Below are 17,095 nucleotides of genomic sequence, written 5' to 3'. Positions count from 1 at the left end.
CATTAACCTGTGTTTAATCAAATCCTGGACAATTACATTTTTAGCTACAGGTCGACTCAACTCTGCCAGATTTTTATCAGAGAATAATCGATAAGGATAAACTCGTGGATACACCACAAGACAGTCAAAAACCCTCGCTTGATGATGAAACTCTGGAACTGGCGCAACAACTGTTCGAACTGGCACGACAAGGTAATACTGAAGCACTGGAAAAACCGCTGGAACTGGGATTGGCTCCCAATATTCGCGACAGCAATGGCAACAGTCTATTAATGCTGGCGACCTATAATGGCCACGAAGCGATGACCCGACTTTTACTGCAACATGGTGCGGATCCTGAACTCGCGAATTTACGCCGCCAAACACCGCTGGCGGGAGTGGCTTTTAAAGGTTATGTAGATATCGCTCAAATACTGATAGAGCATGGTGCTGACGTTAATGCCACCACTCCTGATGGAAAAACACCACTGATGTTTGCGGCTATGTTTAACCAAACAGCAATCATGGAGTTATTACTCTCTCATGGAGCTAATGCTGATTTACAGTCCGCCGATGGCATGACAGCAATGAGTCTGGCGCAATCAATGAATGCTCAGGACAGTATTCGACTATTGTCCAATCGTTAGTCCTAGGGCTTGTTTATCTTTCATCTCCGCCTCTGTTGTGAGCTGAAAAAGCGTCAATCAAGGCACGAGGAGCGCCCTTTAGTTATTCTAAATAAGTGACGAGCAACGCAGACCGGCGCGCACCTCCCTGGCGCGCCGGCATACAGTCCATCCGTGGACATAAGTGGCGCTTTTTCAGTCACAACCCGTAGGGCTGGGACTATTTTTGCGCCCGCCTGCGTTGTCAATCACTTATGTAGGATGGCTACACTGCGCGCTTTCCGCCTTGTCGGACACAAAAATAGCCTCCAGCAGTGGGGGGGGAGATGAAAGATAAACAAGCCCTAACATATACACATAACTTTTTCTTATACGCATCATAAAAACATCTAACTTCTTTTTATCAAAAAAATATGCCTAAACTGCCTATGGTTTTTATTCAAGCAAGGTCGATGCTGGCTTAAATCAGTTTCAGCGGCAGTCCTGCTTCAAAAAACCTCTGATTTGCAAAATAAAAAGGTAGGCTTATGGCGTTAATATCAATGCGACAACTGCTGGATTATGCTGCTGAACACCAGTTCGCGATTCCGGCTTTCAATGTCAGCAATATGGAACAGGTCCAGGCTATTATGCAGGCAGCTGATGCCGTCGACAGTCCTGTTATTCTGCAGGGCTCGGCCGGTTCACGTTCTTATGCTGGTGAACCCTTTCTTCGCCATCTGATTCTTGCTGCAATAGAACAATATCCACATTTGCCTGTTGTGATGCATCAGGATCATGGAGCAGAACCTGCTGTCTGCGCACGTTCAATTCAATCAGGCTTTAGCTCGGTGATGATGGATGGCTCTTTGATGAGTGATATGAAAACACCTTCGTCTTTTGACTATAACGTCGACGTCACCCGTAGAGTGGTTGAAATGGCTCATGCCTGTGGTGTTTCTGTAGAAGGCGAACTTGGCTGTCTGGGATCCCTGGAAACCGGCATGATGGGTGAAGAAGATGGCCATGGCTCTGATGACAAACTGGATCACAGTCAGTTATTAACTGATCCTGATGAAGCCGTTGAATTTATCAGACAGACCCACGTAGACGCGCTTGCAGTAGCTATTGGTACCAGCCATGGTGCCTATAAATTCAGCAAGCCACCGACTGCTGATGTGTTAGCCATCAGTCATCTGCAAAAGCTGCAACAACGTCTGCCAAATACCCATTTTGTAATGCATGGCTCCAGTTCGGTACCACAGGATTGGTTGCAAACCATTAACAATTACGGTGGTGATATTGCTCAAACCTATGGTGTGCCGGTTGACGAGATAGTCTCCGGCATTAAATTCGGCGTACGCAAAGTCAATATTGATACCGATTTACGTATGGCTACCACTGGTGCAATTCGACAGTATCTGGGCCAGCCGGAACATGCCAGCGATTTTGACCCACGTAAATTCTATAAAGCCGCTACCACGGCAATGCAGGCGATCTGCCAATCCCGTTATGAAGCTTTCGGTAGTGCCGGGCATGCCAGCAAAATCAAAGTGATTTCACTGGAAAAAATGGTGAAACGTTATGCCTCCGGAGAACTCTCCCCCAAAGGTATCTGATTTCTCTCCGTAACAAATCTCTGCCTTTTTTCTTTGGCATTGGCAGTAAATGGCGTAACCGTTTCTTAAGGATAACAACCATGAAGCCGCATATCAGCTTGACCCAATTTATTATTGATCAACAACGCAGCATTCCCAACGCATCTGGCGATTTCACCATGTTACTGAGTGATATTGCCAGTGCTTGCAAGCGTATTGCTCATGCCGTCAGTCGCGGTGCAATGTCGGGTCAGCTTGGCAGTGCCGAAAGTGAAAATGTGCAAGGTGAAACTCAAAAACAGTTGGATATTATTACCAATGACATCATGGTTGATGCGCTGGAGTGGACCGGCCACCTGAGTGGCATGGTCTCTGAAGAAATTGATGAGCCGATTGTCATACCCGAGCACTTCCCCAAGGGAAAATATCTCGCTCTGTTTGACCCGTTGGATGGATCATCGAATATTGATATCAACCTGACCGTGGGTACTATCTTTTCAATATTAAAGGGTCGCGAAGGCTGTAATGCCAGCCTGGAAGATTTTCTGCAATCAGGCAGCCAGCAGGTTTGTGCGGGGTTTGTTTTATATGGTCCTTCAACCTTGATGATTCTCACTACCGGGCATGGCGTTAATGGCTTTACGCTGGATCCGGATATCGGGGAGTTCGTGCTGACCCATCGCAATATGACCATTCCCGAAGATTCGCAGGAATTTGCCATCAATATGTCCAACCAGCGTTTCTGGGAAGCCCCTGTGCAACGTTACATTGATGAATGCATGCAAGGCAGGCAAGGTCCCCGCGGTAAGGATTTTAATATGCGCTGGGTCGCTTCCATGGTTGCTGAGGCTTATCGAATACTGACCCGTGGCGGAATCTTTCTTTACCCTCTTGATCAGCGTCAGCCAGACAAAGGCGGCAAATTGCGGTTGATGTACGAAGCCAATCCAATCGGCTTTATTATTGAGCAGGCTGGAGGTCTTTGCTCAACGGGTCGACAACGCATTCTGGATATTCAGCCTGACGGCATTCATCAACGTGTACCTGTCATTCTCGGCTCAAAAAGTGAAGTTGAACGGGTGGTTGATTACCATCAGCAAACGTAACCAGAACCATTGTTCAAAACCGTTTTATCTAAGGTGTAAAAATTATGCGTAAACCATTGGTGGCCGGAAATTGGAAAATGAACAATCCAACTGAAAGCCCACGAACATTACTCCAGAATATTTTACACAGCGCCCATATGCTGGACAGTATTCTTTCCAGTAGTGAGAACGCTCTCCCAATAGATATCGCTCTGTTTCCACCATCGGTGTATCTCAGAGAAGCACAGGAAGTACTGTCCGGTTCCAGACTTCAATGGGGCACCCAAAATGTCTCAGCCTACGATGAAGGGCCTTATACCGGTGAAATTTCTGCTTCGATGATAAAAGGCTTTGGCTGTCACTACGTGTTAATTGGCCACTCAGAACGTCGTTGCCTGTATGAAAAGCTGGAACTCGATCAATACGTTTTAGATCAGATCGTCGCTGAAAAATATGCCCAGGCAATCAACAATGACCTCACTCCCATTATCTGTATTGGCGAAACCGAAGACGACTATGAGTCAGGGAAAACTGAGGAAGTGATTGCTCGCTTACTGGATATTCTAATTGCTCATAAAGGGCCAAAAGCATTAGCCAATGTAGTGTTGGCCTATGAACCTGTCTGGGCTATCGGCTCCGGCAAATCCGCCACCCCGGAATGGGCTCAAAGTGTACACAGCTTTATGCGCCAGCGAATTGCCAAACATGACCAGGCCAGCAGTGAATCTGTTCGAATTATTTATGGTGGTAGCGTCAAAGCCCATAATGCTGCTGCAATCTTCTGCCAAGCAGATGTTGACGGCGGCCTTATTGGTGGTGCCTCACTCGACGCCGAGGAGTTTATCCAAATCTGTTTTGGCGCGACTCAATCCTACACTTGCCAGCCTGGCTATGTGAATGTCCCGCCATGGTAGTCAGCAAAAGAGTGTGTGTTCGCCTGAGAAGAGTCTAAGCCTAAGGTATTTAATGGGTTTGAGAATGGAAACATAAGAATAAATACTTGGCCCCACACTTAGGAATTTTCAGGGTTAGTTAAGCTTTCTACTTTTACTTGGAGTTCTGTCAATAACTGTACGATACATGATTTATATCAGTCTAAATCCGTAATTATTGCTGGTAAAAACTCAATCATATCTTGAGCAATTTTCATCAACATAAAGTATGGGAGTGGACAACCAGCAAAATCAAAGTCAAATAAATACTCTATTAACTTGTCGTACATATTATTTTGATCTTCTCTATTTCTATCTATTGGGTGTGAACCACCGAATGCATTAGCAACTCTATTTATCAGCATTTTTCTTGAGATACCTATGAGTTCTAATTTTCCATCACCGTTTCTAAAATTTAATCTAATTACTTCAGCACCAAGCCATTCAATAAAATTAAGTTGTTTTTTTACTGGATAAAGGTTTAGGTTTGGCGTTTCCTTTGGTAAAGAAGGATAATTGTAGCTAATATCAGATACTCTCATCGGCCCATCAATACCGTCCTTAGCAAATCTAAATGCTATCGTAGAGCCTGATTTAAAGTCTTTTCTTGAAGCAAAAAAGTTGCCCTTATCCGCATGGGTAATTACATAATCAGGCATAAATGTAATAAAAAATTCTGTGTGTTTGTAATTTTTAAGTACTTGTTTATTGGGGGAGTAATTCTTGAATAGTCTATTTGAGAGTATCTTATTTCCAGAAATAGCTGCTAGCCTATCTTTAATATCTACCCATACTCTTAAAGCATGTGAGAGATCTAGTAAAGAAACATCATCATATGTCTTCTCAACATGCTCATAATGCCTTTTTAGACGCTTAAAATCGGTCTTTAATGCTTCTGGAACGGTCATTTAACTTTTTTACCTGAATAAAAATTATTAATTCATAATAACCTTATGCATTAAAATATGTTTACCGAATAGAATAAATCTTAGCCTTAGTACTATTCTTAAACTTGAGGCTAAAACAAGTTACATTCCATATATTGTCTACATGAAATAAAAACAAAAAAGCCTTAGAGCTAAAAAGCGCTCTAAGGCTTTGATTTAATTGGTGGGCCCACCAGGACTCGAACCTGGGACCAAGGGATTATGAGTTGGTGAAGTAGATTTTAACTTATTGTTTTTATTAACTATTAACCGTGATGCCCGTTGCTAATTTGCATCACAATGCAGAACTTTTCACAATTCATCCACGCAAAATTCCCGCAGGAATGTTCAACAAGACTTTTTGATTAAATCAAGGCATTTGATATTCAAGTATCAGGTAGCCGTCATCAAAACACCACTCATCTTCTTATGCCAGGAGTTTTTTAGCAGCATCATGCAACTTTTCGGAACCGAAAATCGTTAAGTAAGCCTTCTCAATTTAAGTTTTAACATCAATGAATGGATGGGAGTATCCATTATCAGTGCGAGTGTTCGGCATGGAGTAATCCCCCAAGCGCTCGAAAATAGAATTGAGGATTCCCTAAGCACGGAAAGAACAAACTCATCAGCTGTAATAGTGCATGTAATCAGTACAGCCTTCACCACTTTTCTATACAAGCTTTCCACCATCCTCGTTAAATTAAAAGGCAAAGATGCGACATCCTTGCCCCATGCCCTGACAGATAAATTTAAAGAGATCTCTGTCGACCTTAAAAAGTCACTGACCTGAGATCGAGGGGTCTAATTAGCTAAACACGCTGAACTTACAGCAATACAGGTATGGCAGTGTATTTCTGCGATCCTCAGGGTCCCTGGCAGCGAGGCACGAATGAAAATAAAAATGGCCTTATCCGCCAATATTTCCCAAAAAAGAAATCTTTAGCTCAGCATTCACAACAAACACTGAACGTAGTGGCTGAGCAACTAAATACTGCCCGAGGAAAACACTTAAATTTGAAACACCGAGACAGGTAATAGAAAAGTGTGTTGTGTTGATAGGTTGAATCTGCACTCCCGGTACCATACAACTAGCGCACCGCTGAGTTGAGGGGTTCTTTCTGTTGGGTCATATCCTCTTTCAGAATGCGCTGGATCTCCAGTATTGCTGACGCATTCTGTTGCACGCTGTGCCCCGAAATGATGACTTTCTCGGACTGCGCGCCAGGCAGGTGAGAGCTGCGGTAAGGCACCAGACCATCATCAGAATCAACGAGGGCCACATCGGGATTAGCTTGGGCCACGATCGAGTGATAACGCACCTGGGTAGAGATGGGAAAGCCCGCAGCCGCGCGCAAGAAAGGATCGTTCTCGTCGAGGTTGTCGACGCTATTGGGGATATACCCCAGGCTTTGGTGGCTACTGGCCGCCGCATTGGGCACCAGTGTGTGGGCAAGTTCTTCGAGCACCGTAACGGGAAAGTGAATGAATCCCGCCATCCAGCGCCCGAGGCACCCACCCGCGACTGATGTGCCCCGGTGCGGTGCTGCGATGAAGATGGCACGGCTGACATGCGGGAAGGGCTCGAAACTCAACATCGGAGCTATGCGTTCTATCTGCTTCAGTGTTAGCCGTCCGCGGTCTCTGGCCAGCTGCACCAGCGACTGGTCGGTTGACGATACCATCAAACGCGCAATGACACCGCCCATGCTATGCCCTACCAGTACGAGGTCGGACGAGGCAGGTGACTGGCCGGAAGGATCGAAATGCGCCAGCGTATCCTTTAGCGTTCTGCGAATCATTGCGTGGTTCAATGCGATCGGCATATTGGTCGGGTAGTAGACCTGCCAGAGCTGGTAGTGCTGGCGCAGCAACTCATCTCCCAGGATTTCGTTGGCGAGTTCCACCCAGGCTTCCGGGCTGCTGGCCAGTCCGTGGAGCATGACGATGACACGTCTGTTCGGATCATAGGGCTGCATCAGGTAGACGTGAGGGCGGTCAATGCCACCTTCACGTCCAAGCAGGCTGCGGAGCGACTGCCGTTTGAATTTGGCACGAGCCAACCATACGCCGTAACCGGCGGTGAAATTAGCCGCCAGGGGTACGCGCTGACCGCGCATCATGATGGCCGACTCCACATAGGGGTCATGCACCGTCAAACGGACCGTACGGGTTTGCAACACGCTGTCCAGGTCGTCTCCATCCGGGTGCAACAGAACCGTCATGGACGGCGCGGGCATCTCGCTCCAGGGTAGAGGCTGCTGATTGCGTTTGACAGCTGGACGGCCATCCCGAGTGGCGGCAGTAGTCAAGGGTTCGTCCGGCATGACTGCCACCAACTCGGCTCCAAAACCGTCGCGGCGGTAGAGGCTGCGCAGTCCGCGGAAAGACAACGACGAGGCTGGCAAAAGTTCGGCTGGCACCGCCGTACTGCCCGGCAAACGCGCGCTGCGCATATCCACGTGCAATTCCCAACCTGCGATGTTTCGTTGGGGCTGCGGTGGCAACTGCGTAGCCGTTTGTTGCCCAAATTCAAACATCGCGGTGGCGGCACGTTCGACAGCATAGTTATACCAGTCCCGTACTTGTGTCTGGCGATCCTCGAAGGCTCGCTCTCCTGGGGTATGGTCGCCGAGAAAGAGGTAGGCATAGGCGTAACGGATGGTTTCAAACCAGGCGGCTTGCTGCTCGGATCCGGGCTTCATGGCTTGCGCCTGCGCCAGCCACAGTTCGGACAGCGCAGCCAAGCGTCGATCCGTGGCCACCCCCTTCACCTCGACTAGGGCTTCAACGCAATTCGCTGAGACTGGTTTTGCACAAGCTTGCGCATCTAGGGCCGCCACCCTGATGGTCTGGGTCGTCGCATCGCTGAGCTTGCCGCGTGTCAGGATGTCGCTGCGCTTGAGTTCGATGGCCTCCTCGGCCGTCAGCGTATGAATTTGCACCACTGGGCCGAATTCGCTCAGAATCGAACAGCCTCCCAGCAACAGCGGGGCTATGGCCATCCATGCCACAAGGAAGCAGGGCCGCAGGAACCTCATGGATACACCTCGTTGGCCGGCACGCCAGGCACACCCTGCCGAATTGAAGTCGAGAAATTGGCCGCCGATGTGTCGGAAGCAAGGGCGCGTTCGTTGATGTACCCCAGTGCCTGCAGTTCTGCGTAGCTATAATCAGGTACCAATCCGTGCAGGTCGTAGACGTATTCCGCAAAGTATCCCGACAGCATCAAGCGATAGTCTACCGGCAACGCTGGCGATATGAGCCGAGCTAGCTCGAACACGATGGTCGTGCAGTTACTGGTCAAGGTGTTGTAAAAGCGGGGAGACCGCCGCAGTTCATTGGCCACATCCACATACTCCAGAAACAATGCGCGGACTTTCACCTGACTCATCTGCAACCGATAGAGATACACCTGCTCGCCTCGCGCATTGCTGCGTGTACGCACAATGTCACCCTCATCGGCGGCTACCAGGATCTGCTCGAACTGACGGAAGAATCCACCGACTGCGGAGAAGGACTCGTGGCGCTCCTTGCGTATTTCCAGTGAGAACACTACCTGCTCACCATCATCGAAGCCGAACGACACCAGTGCGTGAGCGATATGCGGCCCCATCCAGTAAGAAAGTAGCAAGTCGGCGCTACGCAGGCGGGCCAGATCGTACGTGCGGCTCTCCCAACGAGGCGTGTAGTCGGTTTCACTGCGCCATTCGAAGTTGCGTACATTTTTCAGTTGAACATAGTCGCCGTCGACCCTGGCCTCCAGCAATTGGGTGACATCGTCAGCCCATAGACGGTGGTGCGAGGGCTTAAGAGTGTTCCACCACACCGCCAGGAGAGCTACGGCACTTGCGAACGCCATTGCCGTGAGATTGCGTGACTTCCGGCTGGGCAGGCCCGTCGACGCCACCACCATCGATAACCCGGCTGCCGCCCAGAGCACAAGGGTGATCATGCGGAAAGCCGGCTGCAGCATCTGATGCCATAGAGCCAGTAACCCCCACGCAGTCAGCATCAGCACCGCAAAGCCGGTCACCAATCGCATAAGGGGGCATCTGGTCTTTTGCCTTTCCCTGCTCATCTAGGTTGCAAAAGCTCAAACAGCAGTTGCCGATGCGCATCCCGTGTTTGCGTGAGCGATATGGAAGGGGTGCCCCTGGATATCATTAAGGAGTTCAGCCACAGCAGTGCGGGAGCGAGTGCGAGTGGGAAAAAGTGCTCGGTCAAGACGCTTGGGCGAATGACTCCAAGCTCTATGTAACGTTGGATAATAAGCTGTGCCCGCTCCCGTAATCCGCACGCAACCTCCTCATGCCAACTCCTTACCAAGTCTGGCGTTCTGGAACTTTCGGCCAGAAGCAACCGGTAGATCGACATCGTGGCAGGGGAGCTAAAAGTCGCATACAGGCGATCTAGGTAGACTTCTACCAGTTCTGGCAACGTCAGAACTTCATCCGGGAGCCAGCCCTGGAAATCGCAAATCTGCTTTGTCGTACGTTCGAGCATGGCGTGAAAAATTTCTTCCTTACTGTTGAAGTGGGCGTAGATGCCTGCCTTGGACAATCCCGCACATTCCGCCAGACGCTCCATCGACACGGCGTTGTATGTCCGATCCGCAAACTCGATCAGGGCCGCGTCCAGTATTTCCCCTTTCCTGGCCGCAGAGGATAGGTAGCGGCGCTTTTCTGGTACGTCATTATTTTTCTTGGTTGGCATTCAAAAGTTCCCTGTTCAGAAATCTGTTGGATTGTGCCATGGGCTGGTCACCGGTTCCACCATGAAAGCCTGATCAGCCCAGGCTAATCAATTCCAACTTACGGGTATGTAGCGCCTGGCGAACTGCTAGTTGCGTTTATGGGATTGTACCGTGTAAAATAAAAAACAACCACCCGGTCGTTTGTTTTGAAGCATGTACGATTTGCAGGGATGTATACGAACCCGAAACCCTGAAAAATGAAGCAGTAAGAGCCTCCAGCGATCGGCCGCTAGAGGCATCGGTGCAGACCTTAATAAGGAAGTGGCGTGAGATTGATAACTCTTTCGAGAAAGGCCATACGTGACGTAAACGACCATCAAGGTCGCGCTCGATTACAGCGTTTGTTGATGATTGACGTGCCGACGCAACGCTGTACGTGGGTGGCTACTCCTATACAGCCAGGCTCCATTCAGCTAGCCCCCCCTACGGAATGTGACTATGCCCCCAGCTCTTCCCTTATTTCCTGAGTTCAGGCTGCGCACTTTCTCGCTGGCGTTGAGCGCCGTCATATTTACTGGCTGCATGTCGCTCGCTCCTGCTCCTTACACCCCGCCGCTGCCGGTACCCGAGGTTTGGCCTGATCATATTGAATCGGGCACCGAGGGTGTCCGCGGGGGAGAGCTTGCCTGGCAGGCGTACTTCACGGATCCTTTGCTGCAACGCCTCATTAAGACAGCTCTGGAGAACAACCGCGATCTACGCCTGGCCGCGCTGCGTGTCGAGGAAGCCAGCACGGCATTCCGTATTCAGCGCTCGGATCGATTTCCTGCCGTACGCGTCGGGGCCCAGGGTGGAAGCGCACGCATCCCTGGCGATCTGAACGTTTCAGGCCGGTCGCAGGTTGGCGGCGAGTACCGGGCCGAGGTGGGTTTGAGCACTTGGGAGCTGGATTTGTGGGGCCGGGTCCGTAATCTGGAAGACGCTGCCCTGCAACGCTGGCTGGCTTCCGACGCGGCCCGCCAGGCCGTCCACCTGGCGCTGATCGCCCAGGTGGCCGACGGTTATCTGGGCTTGCGCGAGATAGACGAACGCGTGGCCATTGCGCGGCAAACCGTCGTGACCCGCGAGGAGTCCTATCGCATTTTCCGGCGGCGTGTTGAAGTCGGCTCGACTTCGAAGCTGGATCTCATTCAAGTCCAGACTTTGCTGAACCAGGCTCAGACGCTGCTAACCCGGCTTAAGCAAGCTCGCGACACGCAACTGCACGCGTTGGCACTGCTGGTAGGCGCCGATCCTGGTTCGCTGCCCGCCAAGGCACCCTTCGATGAAACAACGGTGCTGGCCGAACTCAGGGCCGGTCTGCCCTCGGAGCTCTTGGTCAGTCGCCCGGACATCATTTCCGCCGAACACAAATTACGTGCCGGCGATGCCAATATCGGCGCGGCCCGTGCGGCGTTTTTCCCGCGCATCGCGCTGACCGGCAGCCTCGGCACGGCGAGTTCCGATCTTAACGGCCTGTTCGATTCCGGCAGCCGCGCCTGGATCTTCATGCCTACCTTGTCGCTGCCCATCTTCGATGGCGGGCGGCGGCGCGCAAACCTGGAACTGAGCGAAGTGCGTCGTGACATCGCGGTTGCCGGCTACGAAAAGACTATTCAAACGGCCTTTCGCGAAGTGGCCGATGCGCTGAGCGCCAAGTACTGGCTGGCTGAGCAGTTGACTATCCAGCGAGCCAATCTGGAAGCGCAGAACGAACGCGCACGGCTGGCCCAGTTGCGCTACGACAACGGCTCGGCCGCTTTCTTGGAGGTGCTGGACGCTCAGCGCGATTTGCTTGATACCGAACAGCAGTTGATACAGGCCCGCCGTGCGCTGCTATCCAGCCAGGTGGCCCTATATGCCGCGCTCGGCGGCGGCACCCTCGCCGCAACTGGCCAGGCGCAGGATGCGACCTCGACGCCCGCTTCCATCCCATCAACCCGTTAAGGCACGCGAAACCTATGATTGTCTCATCCTCTCTCAAGAAAAAACTCCTGGTCGCTGCCGCTGCAGGGGTTGTTATCGCGCTGGCCTACTGGGGCTGGACAGAGCTTGCAGACAGCGGGCCCGGTGATGGGTTCGTCAACGGCAATGGCCGCATTGAAGCTACCGAGATCGACATCGCCACCAAGCTGCCCGGTCGTATCGAAGACATCCTCGTGCGTGAAGGCGACTTCGTCACGGCGGGCCAGCCACTGGCCAAGATGCAATTGGAAACGCTGGAAGCGCAGCGCGACGAGGCCCTCGCCATGCGCCAGCAGGCCGAGCACTCGGTGACCGCAGCGCAGGCACAGGTGGCGCTGCACGAAGCCGACGTTGTCGCTGCGCAGGCCCTCGTTGGTCAGCGTGAGTCGGAGCTCGACGCTGCGCAACGGCGGCTGAAACGTTCGCAGACCCTGTCCCAAGAGGGTGCCGCCTCGCTACAGGAGCTGGACGATGACCTAGCACGCGTACGGGGTGCACAGGCGACGCTCGCGGCAAGCAAAGCACAGACTGCCGCTGCCCGCGCCGCGGTCGAGGGCGCCAAGGCGCACCTTGTCGGCGCGAGATCCAGCGTATCCGCTGCCACGGCCAGCATCAATCGCATCGAAGCGGACATCCGCGACAGCGAACTGCGCGCGCCGCGCGACGGAAGAGTTCAGGTTCGTGTGGCGCAACCCGGTGAGGTGCTTGGAGCCGGCGGACGTGTCCTGAACCTGATCGACCTGTCGGACGTGTACATCACCTTCTTCCTGCCCGAAACCGTGGCCGGCCGCGTAGCGCTTGGCACCGAGGTACGCATCATTCTGGATGCCGCGCCGGATTTTGTTATTCCAGCCACTGTTTCCTTCGTCGCCAGTGTGGCGCAATTTACCCCTAAGACGGTTGAAACCGCGAGCGAGCGGCAGAAACTGATGTTCCGAGTGCGCGGGCAGATTTCCCAGGATCTGCTGCGTGAACATCTGGATCAGGTCAAGACCGGGCTGCCCGGAGTGGCCTGGGTCAAGCTCGACGCCAATGCCGAGTGGCCAGAGAACCTGTCCCTTCGCGTGCCGGAGTAAGGTATGAGCCACAGTGCACAACCCGTGACCGTTGCAAGCGTGTGTCAGGTGCGCTTACGTTACGGCAACGTCATGGCCCTGGACGGCATCGACCTGGACATCCCCGCCGGACAGATGGTCGGCCTGATCGGTCCTGACGGCGTAGGTAAGTCTAGCCTGCTCTCGCTACTGGCCGGTGTGCGCATCATTCAGGAGGGCACGATCGAGGTGCTGGGCGGCGACATGGCCAGCAAGCCCCATCGCAAGCAGGTGTGCCCTCGCATCGCCTACATGCCACAGGGGCTGGGCAAGAACCTGTATCCGACCCTCTCGGTTGAGGAGAATCTGCAATTCTTTGCGCGCCTGTTCGGTCATGTTCCCGCAGAACGCCGCCAGCGCATCGATGAGCTCACCGAGGCTACCGGCTTGTACAAGTTCCTGTCACGTCCTGCAGGCAAGCTTTCCGGGGGCATGAAGCAGAAACTCGGCCTGTGCTGTGCGCTGATTCACGACCCGGATTTCCTGATTCTCGATGAACCAACGACCGGCGTGGATCCGCTGGCGCGCGCGCAGTTCTGGGATCTTATCGAGCGCATCCGCGCCGATCGTCCCGGCATGAGCGTGATCGTGGCCACCGCCTACATGGATGAGGCACAACGCTTCGACTGGCTGGCCGCCATCGACGACGGCAGGGTCCTTGCCACCGGCACGCCGAAGGAATTGCTGGAAAAAACAAATAGCCCGAACCTGGAAGAGGCATTCATCCGCCTGCTCCCGGAAGAGAAAAAGCGCGGACATCAAGCGGTAGTCATTCCACCCTTGCCAGAGGGCGGCGCGGACGATATTGCCATCGAGGCCGAGAGGCTGACCATGCGCTTTGGCGACTTCATTGCCGTCGACGGCGTCTCTTTTCGCATCCGACGCGGCGAAATCTTCGGCTTCCTCGGCTCCAACGGTTGCGGCAAGTCCACGACGATGAAGATGCTCACCGGGCTGTTGCCAGCGAGCGAGGGACGGGCCTCGCTATTCGGCCACGAAGTGGATCCGCATGACCTCGACACCCGTCGCCGTGTCGGCTATATGTCGCAAGCGTTCTCGCTCTATAGCGAAATCACGGTACGACAGAACCTGGAATTGCACGCCAAGCTCTTCAGCGTGCCCCCGAAGGACATTCCCGGCCGCGTGAATGAGATGGTGGAGCGCTTCGGGCTAGTGGAAGTCCTCGACAGCCTGCCGGCCAGTCTGCCTCTGGGCATACGCCAGCGCCTGTCGCTGGCGGTCGCCATGGTGCACAAGCCCGAGCTGCTGATTCTGGACGAGCCGACCTCCGGCGTCGATCCGGTGGCACGTGACGCATTCTGGCGGCTGCTTATCGAACTGTCGCGGCGAGACCGGGTGACGGTCTTCATTTCCACCCACTTCATGAACGAGGCTGATCGCTGCGACCGCATGTCGATGATGCATGCGGGCAAGGTGCTTGATAGCGACGTGCCCGCCAGACTGGTCGAGAAACGCGGTGCTGAAACCCTTGAAGAGGCCTTTATCGGCTACCTCCTTGAAGCCGAGGGCGGTACAGCCGCCCCGCCCAGCCAGCCTGAGGCCGACAATCACGAGAAGCAGCTATCAGCGATGCACACTGAACACGGTCGGCACCGCACTGGCGGATTCAGCTTGCAGCGCATGTTCAGCTATCTGTGGCGCGAGACCCTGGAGCTCCAGCGGGATCCGGTCCGCGCTACCCTGGCGCTGGGCGGTTCTTTGCTACTGATGTTCGTGATCGGCTTCGGCATCACCATGGACGTCGAGGATCTGAGTTATGCGGTGCTTGATCGGGATCAGACCACGCTCAGTCAAAGCTATACATTGAACCTGGCCGGCTCACGCTACTTTACCGAGCATGCGCCGATCGTCGACTACGACGATCTCGACCGGCGCATGCGCAGCGGCGAACTGTCGCTGGCCATCGAAATCCCCCCTGGTTTCAGCCGTAATGTGTTGCGAGGTCAGAACGTGCAGATCGGCGCCTGGATCGATGGTGCCATGCCGCAACGCGCGGAAACCATCCAGGGCTACGTTCAGGGCATGCACCAGCACTGGCTGTTGGCGCAGGCCAGCGAGCGCGGCGGCCCCAGCATAACCGCAAATGCCAGCGTCGAGACTCGCTTTCGCTACAACCCCGATGTCAAGAGCCTGCCGGCCATGGTGCCGGCCGTGATTCCCCTGTTGCTGCTCATGCTGCCGGCGATGCTGACCGCGCTTGCGGTGGTGCGCGAGAAGGAGACCGGCTCGATCACGAATCTCTACGTGACGCCGGTTACGCGCATCGAGTTCCTGCTAGGTAAGCAACTACCCTATGTCGGCCTGGCCATGGTGAACTTCCTGCTTATGACGCTGCTCGCGGTCACTGCCTTCGGTGTGCCAGTCATGGGCAGCTTTTTTACCCTGGCGCTGGCCGCGCTGATCTTCTCTTTCGCTGCGACAGGAATGGGGCTGCTCGCCTCGGCCGTCACCCGCAGCCAGATCGCGGCCATGTTCTTTGCCATGATCGGCACTCTGATACCGGCCACCCAGTTCGCCGGTCTGATCGATCCTGTGTCCTCGCTCGAAGGTTCCAGCAAGTTCATCGGCGAGATCTATCCCGCCACGCACATGATCTCCATCAGTCGCGGCGTGTTCAGCAAAGCGCTCGGCCTGGCCGATCTGACAGGGCCGCTGTGGTCGATGCTCATGTCGGTCCCGGTCATTCTCGGCGCAGCCGTTTTGCTACTCAAGAAGCAGGAGCGCTGAGATGCGTAGAAGAAACCTAGCCAATATCTACGACCTCGGTGTCAAGGAGTTGTGGAGTCTGTGGCGCGATCCGATGATGCTCGTACTCATCGCCTATGTGTTCACCGCGTCAGTCTACACCTCAGCCACGTCCATGCCGGAGACGCTGCACAACGCGCCGATCGCGATCGTCGACGAGGATAATTCGGCGCTGTCCCTGCGGATTGCCTCGGCCTTCTACCCGCCGCAGTTCACGCCACCGGCCATGGTCGACTATGGGGATGTGGATCCGGGCATGGACGCGGGGATGTACACCTTCGCTCTGGTCATTCCGCTCAACTTCCAGCGTGACGTGCTGGCGGGGCGATCACCCGCAGTGCAGCTCAATGTCGACGCCACCCGCATGAGCCAGGCCTTCACCGGCAGCGGTTACATCCAACAGATCTTCACAGGTGAGGTCAATGAGTTCGTCAAACGTTACCGCGGCACCGAGGCGCTACCCGTGGATCTGGCATTGCGCGCGCGCTTCAACCCCGCGCTCGACAAGGCCTGGTTCGGCTCGGTGGTAGAGATCATCAACAACATCACGCTGCTGTCCATCATCCTGACTGGCGCAGCACTGATCCGGGAGCGCGAGCACGGTACCATCGAGCACCTGCTGGTGATGCCCGTGACTCCCGGGCAGATCATGCTCTCCAAGGTCTGGTCGATGGGCCTGATCGTGCTGGTCGCCGCGTTCCTATCTCTCAATCTCATGGTGCGCGGTGTCCTTGGTGTGCCCATCGATGGCTCTATTGCGTTGTTCCTTGCCGGCGCGGCACTTAGCCTGTTCGCCACCACCTCGATGGGCATCTTCATCGCCACCCTGGCGCGCAACATGCCCCAATTCGGCATGTTGATGATGCTCACCATCATGCCGCTGCAGATGCTTTCCGGTGGCGCCACACCGCGCGAAAGCATGCCCGAGATCGTGCAAAACATCATGCTGATCGCACCCACCACCCATTTCGTGGAACTGAGCCAGGCCATCCTCTACCGGGGCGCCGGCCTGGAGACGGTATGGCAGCCGTTCCTGGCGCTGGCCCTTATCGGCACGGTTCTGTTTTTCCTGTCGTTAGCACGCTTCCGCAAAACGATCGGCCAGATGGCCTAATCGTTTGACTGCCCGATTGGGCATTTCAATCCCAGCAAGGAGTTTGACCAAGAGCAATGAAACCATCCCCATCAACATCTTCAAGGCGAACCTGCAACTGCGCCTACAGCGCTTGATGCATGAAAACGGCCAGCAATGGCTGGAGAACTCCACGCGTGCTGGAAGCGAAAAACATTCCCGAGTCTGGCGCCGAAATTGGAAGTCTGCTCAAGACCCGGAACTGGCAGGAGTTGGCCATGCTGCCCGCGCAGGCCTTCTAGCGTCAGTTCCAGCACCAGATGGGCGGCGACGCAAGTCGC

The 17,095-nt window shown here is 54.0% G+C and carries 13 protein-coding genes and 1 pseudogene; 10 read left to right on the top strand and 4 right to left on the bottom strand.

The window, feature by feature from the left end:
* Positions 1 to 104 precede the first annotated feature (104 nt).
* From Q7A_RS01735 to tpiA, 4 genes are all read left to right on the top strand, one after another.
* Positions 105 to 626: an ankyrin repeat domain-containing protein gene (locus Q7A_RS01735; protein WP_014705601.1), complete on the top strand. Its 522-nt coding sequence runs from the start codon at positions 105 to 107 to the stop codon at positions 624 to 626.
* 506 nt (positions 627 to 1,132) lie between these two features.
* Positions 1,133 to 2,203, top strand: a complete 1,071-nt coding sequence (gene fba, locus Q7A_RS01730) for a class II fructose-bisphosphate aldolase (protein ID WP_041354228.1) — start codon at positions 1,133 to 1,135, stop codon at positions 2,201 to 2,203.
* Positions 2,204 to 2,283: 80 nt separating this feature from the next.
* On the top strand, positions 2,284 to 3,288 hold the full coding sequence (locus tag Q7A_RS01725) for a class 1 fructose-bisphosphatase (RefSeq protein WP_014705599.1): 1,005 nt from the start codon (positions 2,284 to 2,286) through the stop codon (positions 3,286 to 3,288).
* Between the two features lie 44 nt (positions 3,289 to 3,332).
* Positions 3,333 to 4,181 carry a triose-phosphate isomerase gene (gene tpiA / locus Q7A_RS01720; RefSeq protein ID WP_014705598.1) on the top strand — a complete coding sequence of 283 codons (849 nt, stop codon included), beginning with the start codon at positions 3,333 to 3,335 and terminating at the stop codon, positions 4,179 to 4,181.
* 176 nt (positions 4,182 to 4,357) lie between these two features.
* Here the strand turns inward: tpiA and Q7A_RS01715 are convergent, their stop codons facing one another.
* Positions 4,358 to 5,107, bottom strand: coding sequence for a hypothetical protein (locus tag Q7A_RS01715; RefSeq protein WP_014705597.1), 750 nt, complete (start codon positions 5,105 to 5,107; stop codon positions 4,358 to 4,360).
* Between the two features lie 703 nt (positions 5,108 to 5,810).
* Here Q7A_RS01715 and Q7A_RS15455 point away from each other — a divergent pair.
* A pseudogene (locus Q7A_RS15455) lies at positions 5,811 to 6,189 on the top strand (IS30 family transposase); the annotation flags it as partial.
* A gap of 24 nt (positions 6,190 to 6,213) precedes the next feature.
* Here Q7A_RS15455 and Q7A_RS01700 read toward each other — a convergent pair.
* Genes Q7A_RS01700 through Q7A_RS01690 form a run of 3 tightly spaced genes read right to left on the bottom strand, consistent with a single transcriptional unit; the run spans position 6,214 to position 9,838 of the window.
* The gene (locus Q7A_RS01700) at positions 6,214 to 8,127 is read right to left on the bottom strand and encodes an esterase/lipase family protein (protein ID WP_238595934.1); all 1,914 of its coding nucleotides are present in this window, start codon (positions 8,125 to 8,127) and stop codon (positions 6,214 to 6,216) included.
* 32 nt (positions 8,128 to 8,159) lie between these two features.
* Positions 8,160 to 9,167, bottom strand: coding sequence for an Lnb N-terminal periplasmic domain-containing protein (locus Q7A_RS01695; RefSeq protein ID WP_238595933.1), 1,008 nt, complete (start codon positions 9,165 to 9,167; stop codon positions 8,160 to 8,162).
* 32 nt (positions 9,168 to 9,199) lie between these two features.
* The gene (locus tag Q7A_RS01690) at positions 9,200 to 9,838 is read right to left on the bottom strand and encodes a TetR/AcrR family transcriptional regulator (RefSeq protein WP_014705591.1); all 639 of its coding nucleotides are present in this window, start codon (positions 9,836 to 9,838) and stop codon (positions 9,200 to 9,202) included.
* A 478-nt stretch (positions 9,839 to 10,316) separates the two neighbouring features.
* Here Q7A_RS01690 and Q7A_RS01685 point away from each other — a divergent pair, with 478 nt between their 5' ends.
* The 5 genes from Q7A_RS01685 (at position 10,317) to Q7A_RS15450 (ending at position 17,056) form a co-directional block, all read left to right on the top strand.
* Complete coding sequence (locus Q7A_RS01685; RefSeq protein ID WP_014705590.1) at positions 10,317 to 11,804, top strand: efflux transporter outer membrane subunit; 1,488 nt, start codon at positions 10,317 to 10,319, stop codon at positions 11,802 to 11,804.
* A 14-nt stretch (positions 11,805 to 11,818) separates the two neighbouring features.
* The gene (locus tag Q7A_RS01680; RefSeq protein WP_014705589.1) at positions 11,819 to 12,898 is read left to right on the top strand and encodes an HlyD family secretion protein; all 1,080 of its coding nucleotides are present in this window, start codon (positions 11,819 to 11,821) and stop codon (positions 12,896 to 12,898) included.
* 3 nt (positions 12,899 to 12,901) lie between these two features.
* The gene (gene rbbA, locus Q7A_RS01675; RefSeq protein ID WP_041354222.1) at positions 12,902 to 15,664 is read left to right on the top strand and encodes a ribosome-associated ATPase/putative transporter RbbA; all 2,763 of its coding nucleotides are present in this window, start codon (positions 12,902 to 12,904) and stop codon (positions 15,662 to 15,664) included.
* A 1-nt stretch (position 15,665) separates the two neighbouring features.
* A complete protein-coding gene (locus tag Q7A_RS01670) occupies positions 15,666 to 16,796 on the top strand; it encodes an ABC transporter permease (protein WP_014705587.1) in 1,131 nt (376 codons plus the stop codon).
* 119 nt (positions 16,797 to 16,915) lie between these two features.
* The gene (locus tag Q7A_RS15450; protein WP_014705585.1) at positions 16,916 to 17,056 is read left to right on the top strand and encodes a hypothetical protein; all 141 of its coding nucleotides are present in this window, start codon (positions 16,916 to 16,918) and stop codon (positions 17,054 to 17,056) included.
* The last annotated feature ends 39 nt before the right edge of the window (positions 17,057 to 17,095 follow it).

Origin of the sequence: Methylophaga nitratireducenticrescens, from assembly GCF_000260985.4 — a bacterium.
Classification (GTDB): domain Bacteria; phylum Pseudomonadota; class Gammaproteobacteria; order Nitrosococcales; family Methylophagaceae; genus Methylophaga; species Methylophaga nitratireducenticrescens.
This window is presented reverse-complemented; position numbering and strand designations above follow the sequence as displayed.